At 78.3% G+C, this 7,356-nt stretch carries 5 protein-coding genes; all 5 read right to left on the reverse strand.

What is annotated here, in order from left to right:
- Positions 1-40: 40 nt before the first annotated feature.
- Positions 41-1,081 (reverse strand): TauD/TfdA family dioxygenase, encoded by a 1,041-nt coding sequence (locus RM844_RS22025; protein WP_311669046.1) that lies wholly within the window; start codon positions 1,079-1,081, stop codon positions 41-43.
- A gap of 11 nt (positions 1,082-1,092) precedes the next feature.
- The gene (locus tag RM844_RS22030) at positions 1,093-2,550 is read right to left on the reverse strand and encodes a glycosyltransferase family protein (RefSeq protein WP_311669047.1); all 1,458 of its coding nucleotides are present in this window, start codon (positions 2,548-2,550) and stop codon (positions 1,093-1,095) included.
- Between the two features lie 270 nt (positions 2,551-2,820).
- Positions 2,821-3,663 carry a TrmH family RNA methyltransferase gene (locus RM844_RS22035; RefSeq protein ID WP_394814569.1) on the reverse strand — a complete coding sequence of 281 codons (843 nt, stop codon included), beginning with the start codon at positions 3,661-3,663 and terminating at the stop codon, positions 2,821-2,823.
- A complete protein-coding gene (gene cobA, locus RM844_RS22040) occupies positions 3,660-4,865 on the reverse strand; it encodes a uroporphyrinogen-III C-methyltransferase (protein WP_311669048.1) in 1,206 nt (401 codons plus the stop codon). The genes RM844_RS22035 and cobA overlap by 4 nt, the downstream gene beginning before the upstream one ends.
- Positions 4,866-5,046: 181 nt before the next feature.
- On the reverse strand, positions 5,047-7,356 hold a 2,310-nt coding region (gene cobT, locus RM844_RS22045), incomplete at its 5' end, for a nicotinate-nucleotide--dimethylbenzimidazole phosphoribosyltransferase (protein WP_311669049.1).

The raw sequence follows: 7,356 nt of genomic DNA on the forward strand, positions 1-7,356 counted from the left end.
GGGTGCGGGCCAGGGCCGCCCCGGTCCGGTGCGGGCCCGGTCAGCCGAAGGGGTGCAGCACCCGGCTGGTCGCCGAGCGGCGCAGCGCCCGGGTGCGCCGCAGGTCCCGGTTGACGGTGATCTTCCGCAGCCACCGGTCGGTGCCGTCGTAGCGGGCGCGGAACGGGCGCCGCCCGTGCACCGCCCGGTGGTTGTCCAGCAGCAGCACGTCGCCGGCGTGCAGGGCCACGTCCACCAGGCCGGCGGCGAGTTGGGCACAGAGCGCGTCGAACGCGGCGGCCGCCCGGCGGTCCCCGGCCGGCACCGTGGTGAAGGCCGGATCGACCCGCAGGCAGGGCGCCGCCGGCGGGCCGGAGAGCACCGCGCCGAGCAGCGGGTCGGGCGCCGCGCCCGCCGGCAGGTCGCGCAGGTGCTCGGGGTCGGGAGCGATCCGGAACCGGGGTTCCAGCAGCGTCTCGACGTCCAACGCGGCCAGGTCGAGGGCCGTCACCGAGGCCACCGTGGTGGGCACCGCGTCCGGGTTGCGCAGGCAGGCCAGGGCCAACGCGTCGCAGCGCGCCTCGTGGAAGGCGTCCTCCACATGGAAGGCCAGCTCCGCCGCGCTGCCGTGGCCGGTCTGCGCCTCCTCCTGGCCGGCGACCGGCAGCACGTCGGCGACCAGCCGCCCGTCCTGGATGCTGGCCCAGCACAGCGGGTCGCCCAACTGGGCGGCCAGCCACAGCAGCCAGCGGTCGAACCGGTCGGTCGGCCGGCCGGCGGACTCCCGCCAGTGCCGCGGCGTCGGGCCCGGGTCGTCCGCGACCGGGCCGTGCCGCACCACCACCCCGGCGCAGGACTCGCCGTAGCGCAGCTCGGTCAGCGCCCGGCGCGCCTCCACCGGGAGGCACTGCCCCAGCCCGGCGGCCTCGGCCAGCAGCTCCGGGTCGGTCAGCTCGGGGAACCGGGCGGCCTGCGCGTCCAGTTCACCGGCCAGCCGGGCGCGCTCGGCGGCCGGCACGACCACCTCGACAATCTGGCCGGCCGGGTGCGCGCCGGGGCCGGTGGCCGTGCCGGTGCCGGTGTCGGTGTTCGTGTCGGACATCCGCCACTCTCCTACTCGGACTGGCCGGGGGCGCCGGACTCGCCGGGGGCGCCCGGCCGGCCGGCGTGGTCGGCCGACGACCGGGCCATCCGGCGCAGCAGCCGGCGCCACGGCTCCTCGGGGAAGCACCGCGCGACCTGCTCGCGGTTTCGGGCCAGCGCGGCCCGCACCGCCGGGTCGCCGTCCCGGTTGCCGACCAGGAGCGAGACGAAGTCGGCCGCCGCGGCGGCCAGTTCGCCCTCGCGCACCACGGCGTACCGGTGCCCGTCGCCGTAGACCGCGCGGAGCGCGGTGAAGCCGGTGACCGCGCAGGGCACCCCGGCCACGGCCGCCAGCGCCGGGCCGAGGCCCACGCTCTCCACGTCGGTGCGGTTGGGCGTGAAGAACACCCCGCCGCCGGTCGCCGCCGCGATCCGCAGCAGGTCGATCTCGTCCAGCCGCCAGGCGCCGGCCGCGTCCCGGTGGCTGGCCAGCGGCACCCCGTCCAGGAAGCGCACCGCCTCGCCGACGCCCTCCCGGGCCACGGTCGCCCGCACCTCGGCCGCGTACTCCGGGTCCTCCGCCATGCTGCCGAAGACCAGCAGGTGGGGCGGCTGTTCGCCACGGCGCACCGACTCCTCGCGGACCGCGCGCAGCAGCGCCACCGAGATCTCCACGCCCTTGACCCGGAAGACCCGCACCGGCGCCACGATCACCGGGGCCCCGGCCGGCACGTCGAGGTCCCGCAGGAACGCGCGGTGCCGGTCCAGCAGTCCGCCGGCGGGGATCGCCGGCAGCACGTTGGGCACCACCTCGGGGGTGCCGTCCGTCGGGTAGCCGGCGGCCTCCTTCGCCAGGTCGTCGGAGACCACCCCCCAGAGGTGCTCGGCGCCGCCACCGGGCAGCGGGGTGACCCCGCTGGGCGCCACCGGGTAGACCCGGGCGCCGTGTTCCCGGACGGCGTAGCTGCCGAACAGGTCGTGGTCCCAGAAGAGCACGCCGCCGGGGCGCCGGCCCGCCCCCCAGCGGTCGGCCGCCGCCCGGTGCAGGGCGAGGGTGACCGGCACGGCGTCGGAGAGCGTCATGTTGAGGGCCCACACCCAGTCGACGTCCGCCGCCGCGAACCAGCCCCGGAAGTACGCCTCGTACGGCTCGGCGACGGCCGCGATCCGGGCGTCCAGCGCGGCCCGCCACGCCGGCCCGGCGCCGGTGGGGGCGGCCACCTCAGCGCGGAGCGCGAGGAGTTCGTCGGCGAGGTGCGGCGCGGCGGCCGGCGTCTCGGTGCGCACCCGGAGGAAGTCCGGATAGCGGGTGCCCGGCAGGCCCCGCGGATAGCAGGCGGGTTTGTCCGGGCGCCACGAGTACCCCAGGTCGGCGGTGAGCGGGGTGTCGACGACGCCCATGTCCCGACCCAGGTGCACCACGTTGCGCAGCACCGTCAACAGCCCGCTGACGGGGAGCCCGTCACCGGAGACCACAGCGATCCTCATCCGTCACCCGTTCCGACGCGGGGGCGGCGCGGGCCGCCCCGGGCGCGTCGCTCCGTGGGCCGCGAGCCCCGGGCCGGGCGACGCGGTGCCGGCGACGCGCGTTCCGCGGCACGCCGGAACACGCCTGGGAGCACGGTACGGGCACGCGTCCCCACGTGCCCCGGAACCATCATGGGCCACCCGGCCGACCCGGCGCCAGACCGCAACCCCCCTGCCGGGCGGCGCACTTGGGCCCGCACGGGCGCCCGGCCCGGCGGCCGGCGCCGGCGGTCAGCGCGGGCGGGTGGCGTAGAACGCGACGGCGGAGGCGGCGGCCACGTTGAGGGAGTCGACGCCGGCGTCCATCGGGATGCGGACATGCGTGTCGACGGCCGCCAGCGCGCGCCGGGTCAGGCCGTCGCCCTCCGTGCCGAAGACCAGGGCGAGCCTCGCCGGCCGCCGCTCGGCCAGCTCGTCGAGGGTGATCGCCCGCTCGCTCAGGCAGAGCGCGGCGACGGTGAAGCCCGCCCCGCGCAGCACCTCAAGGTCGCCCGGCCAGGAGGCGAACCGCGCCCACGGCACCTGGAAGACGCCGCCCATCGAGACCTTCACCGCCCGCCGGTAGAGCGGGTCCGCGCAGCTCGGGGTGAGCAGCACCGCGTCCACGCCGAGCGCGGCGGCGGAGCGGAAGGCCGCGCCCAGGTTGCTGTGGTCCACCATGTCCTCGAAGACCACCACCCGCCGCGCGGCCGGCAGCAGTTCGGCGACGGACGGCAGCGGGCGGCGGGCCATCGCGGCCAGCGCGCCGCGGTGCACGTGGTAGCCGGTGACCTGCTCGGCCACCGCCGGCTCGACCACGTACACCGGCGCGTCCACGCCGGCGACCAGGTCCGCCATCGCCGCCGCCCAGCGCGGCGTGAGCAGCATCGAACGCATCGCGTAACCGGCCGCCAGGGCCCGCCTGATGACCTTCTCGCCCTCGGCCATGAAGAGCCCCTGGGCGGGCTCCAGCTTGCGGCGCAGCGCGACGTCGGTCAGCGCGGTGTAGTCCGCCAGCCGCGGGTCGGCCGCGTCGGCGACGGCGGTCAGCCGCGGGTCGGTCAGTGGCCCGGCCGGCGCCTCGGGCCCGCTCACGGCACCGCCACCACGTCACCGACCACGATCACGGCCGGCGGCCGGACGCCGGCCTCGGCGATCCGGGCGGCCGCGGTGGCCAGCGTGGCGTCCACCCGCCGCTCGGCCGCGGTGGTGCCCTCCTGGATCACGGCGGTCGGCGTCCCCGGGTCCCGGCCGTGCGCGATCAGCGTCTCCGCGATGGCGCCCATCCGCTCCACCGCCATCAGCAGCACCAGCGTGCCGCGCAGCGCGGCCAGCGCCGGCCAGTCCACCAGCGACCGCGGGTCGTCCGGCGCGAGATGGCCGCTGACCACGGTGAACTCGTGCGCCACCCCCCGGTGGGTGACCGGCACGCCGGCCGCGCCCGGCACCGAGACGGCGCTGGTGACGCCCGGCACCACGGTGACCGGGATGCCGGCCGCCGCCAGCGCCTGCGCCTCCTCCCGGCCGCGGCCGAAGACGTACGGGTCGCCGCCCTTGAGCCGGACCACCGAACGGCCCGCCCTGGCGTGCTCGACCAGCGCCGCGTTGATCGCCTCCTGCGCCATGTACCGGCCGTAGGGGATCTTCGCCGCGTCGATCACCTCGACGTGCGGCGGGAGTTCGTCCAGCAGGTCGCGCGGCCCGAGGCGGTCGGCGATCACCACGTCGGCCTCGGCCAGCAGCCGCCGTCCGCGCACCGTGATCAGGTCCGGGTCGCCGGGGCCGCCGCCGACCAGCGCCACGCCTGGCGCCCGGTCCCGGTGCCGGGGCGCCCCGATCCGGCCCTCCCGCAGCCCCTCCACCACGGCGTCCCGCACGGCGGCCGACCGGCGCGGGTCCCGGCCGGTGAGCACCGCGACGGTCACCCCGTCGCACCGGCCGGTGGCCGGCGTCCAGGCGGTGGCGGCCTCGGCGTCGTCGCTGCGCACCGACCACACCCGCAGCCGCTCGGCCTCGGCGGACGCGGCCTCGTTGACCGCCGGGTCGTCGGTCGCGATCAGCAGGTACCAGGCGTCGGCCACGTCCCCCGGCCGGTAGCCGCGCCGCTCCCAGCGCAGCTCACCGGCCTCGGCCATGGCCTGCACCGACGGGGTGACGGCCGGGGCGACGAGGGTCACCTGGGCGCCGGCGGCGAGCAGCGCGGGCAGCCGGCGCTGGGCGACGGTGCCGCCACCGAGCACCAGCACACGGCGCCCGGCCAAGCGGAGCCCGACGGGGTAGGCGGGGTGGTCAGACATCGGCGGCACGGTCTCCTTGACGCAGAGGGGCGCCGCGCCCGGGCGGGCCTTGCCGGCGCCTGGAGCGCGGAACGGGGCGACGCGGGGCACCGGCGCTCCGCCAGGTCAGCTTACGTGCCGCCGCTCTGGCGGCCCGTCCGGTGCCCGGCCCCCGGACGGGGGCCGGCACGCCGCGGCTCGGTCAGTTCTTGTCGGTGACACCGGCCGAGTCGAAGGTGGCGACCTCGCGCATCGCCCGGGCCGCGCTCTGCACCAGCGGCAGCGCGAGCAGCGCGCCCGTGCCCTCGCCGAGCCGCAGGTCGAGATCGACCAGCGGCCGCAGGCCCAGCGCGGTGAGCGCGGCCTGGTGGCCCGGCTCGGCGCTGCGGTGGCCGGCGACACAGACCGAGACCGCCTCCGGCGCGATCGCCCGGGCGGCCAACGCGGCGGCACCCGCGCTGACGCCGTCCAGCAGCACCGGCACCCGCTGCGCCGCGCCACCCAGGATCAGGCCGGTGAGCGCGGCGTGCTCCAGCCCACCGACGGCGGCCAGCACCCCCAACGGGTCGCTCGGATCGGGCTGGTGGAGCTGGAGCGCCCGCCGGACCACGTCCACCTTGCGGGCGTGCGTCTCGTCGTCGATGCCGCAGCCCCGGCCGGTGACCTCGGCGGCCTCGGCGCCGGTGAAGGCGGCGACCAGCGCCGCCGCCGCCGTGGTGTTGGCGACGCCCATCTCGCCGGTGAGCAGCGCGCGGTTGCCCGCCGCGACCAGGTCCCTGGCGATCTCGATGCCCACCTCGACGGCGCGCAGCGCCTCCTCGCGGGTCATCGCCGGACCGGCGCTGAGGTCGGCCGTGCCCGGCCTGACCCGGCGCGGGATCAGCCCCGGCATGTCGGGCAGCTCGTCCCGCACGCCCACGTCGATCACGCACACCTCGGCGCCGACCTGGGCGGCGAAGGCGTTGCAGACCGCGCCGCCGCCGAGGAAGTTGGCCACCATCTGGCCGGTGACCTCCTGCGCCCAGGGCGTGACCCGCTGGGCGTGCACGCCGTGGTCGGCGGCGAAGACGGCCACCGCGGCCGGCTCGGGCACCGGCGGTGGGCAGCCCCTGGACAGTCCGCAGAGCTGGGCCGAGATGACCTCGAGGGCGCCGAGCGAACCCGCCGGCTTGGTCATCCGCTTCTGCCGCTCCCACGCCTCGCCCAACGCCTGGGCGTCCAACGGGCGGATCTCGGCGAGGGTCTCGCTCAGCAGGTCGTGCGGCTCGGCGCCGGGCAGCGCGCGGCGGCCGTAGGACTCCTCGTGCACCACCCAGGACAGCGGCCGGCGGTGCGTCCAGCCGCCCTGGCCCGGCTCGGGCTCCCCGGGGAAGGCGTCGACATAGCCGACGCAGAGGTAGGCCACGACCTCCAGGTGCTCCGGGAGGCCGAGGGCGTGCACCAGCTCGCGCTCGTCGAAGAAGCCGATCCAGCCGACGCCGAGGCCCTCGGCGCGGGCCGCGAGCCAGAGGTTCTCCACGGCGAGCGCGGAGGAGTAGGGCGTGGTCTGCGGCTGGAGGTGCCAGCCGTAGGTGTTGCGCCCGCCCCGGGTCGGGTCGGCCGTCACCACGATGTTGACCGGGGTGTCCCGGATGGCGTCCACGCTGAGCTGACGGAACTGCCGGGCCCTGGCCTTGGAGAGCGACTTGGCGTAGCTCTCCCGCTGGCGCCTGGCCAGCTCGTGCACCTCGGCGCGGGTCTCCTCCGACTTGATGATCACGAAGTCCCAGGGCTGCGCCGGGCCGACGCTGGGGGCGTTGTGCGCCGCCTCCAGCACCCGCAGCAGGACGTCCGGCGGGACCGGGTCCGGCCGGAAGCCGTGCTGCACGTCGCGCCGGTCGCGCATCAGCCGGTGCACGGTCTCCCGCTCGGGCGCGGGGTAGGCCGGCGCCGGCGGCGGGCCACCGGCCGGCGCGGCGGGCGCGGCCGGGACGGCCTGGGGAGCCGGCGCCGGCTGGGCGGGAACGCCGGGCCCGGCCGGGGAGTCGGCGGCCGGCTGGTGCGGGACGGCCGGCGGCGGCACGTCGGCGGCGACCGGCCCGGCGGCTACCGGCGGCGGGGCCGGGGCCTCGGCGGCGGGCTCCGGCGCGACCGGAGCGGGGGCGCCCGGCACCGCCTCGGGCTCGGCGGCCGGCGGCGGCACGTCGCCGGCCGGCGGCACCGCCTCGGGCTCGGCGGGACCGGAAGGCCCGGTAGGGCCGGCGGGCTCCGCAGGACCGGCAGGTGTGGGACCGGAAGACTCGACGGCGACCGGCTCGACCGGCTGCTCGGCCACGGGCCGCTCGGCGGGATCGGCCGGCGCGGCCGGCGGCTCGGCCACCTCGGCCACGACCGGCTGGCCCGCGTCCACGGCCGCCGGCCCGGCGACCGGCTGACCGGTCGCCTCCGCGAGCGCCGGCTCCGCCGGCACGGGCTGCTCGGCGGGCGCGGCCGGCGGCACCGGAACCGCCACCGGCCCAGCGGCGGGCTCAAC

Origin of the sequence: Streptomyces chisholmiae, from assembly GCF_031845445.1 — a bacterium.
Lineage (GTDB): Bacteria > Actinomycetota > Actinomycetes > Streptomycetales > Streptomycetaceae > Streptomyces > Streptomyces chisholmiae.

Excerpts from the sequence above, each read along its gene's own strand:
- RM844_RS22025 (WP_311669046.1), bottom strand. The coding sequence starts at position 1,081 with ATGTCCGACACGAACACCGACACCGGCACCGGCACGGCCACCGGCCCC.
- RM844_RS22030 (WP_311669047.1), bottom strand. The coding sequence starts at position 2,550 with ATGAGGATCGCTGTGGTCTCCGGTGACGGGCTCCCCGTCAGCGGGCTG.
- cobA (WP_311669048.1), bottom strand. The coding sequence starts at position 4,865 with ATGTCTGACCACCCCGCCTACCCCGTCGGGCTCCGCTTGGCCGGGCGC.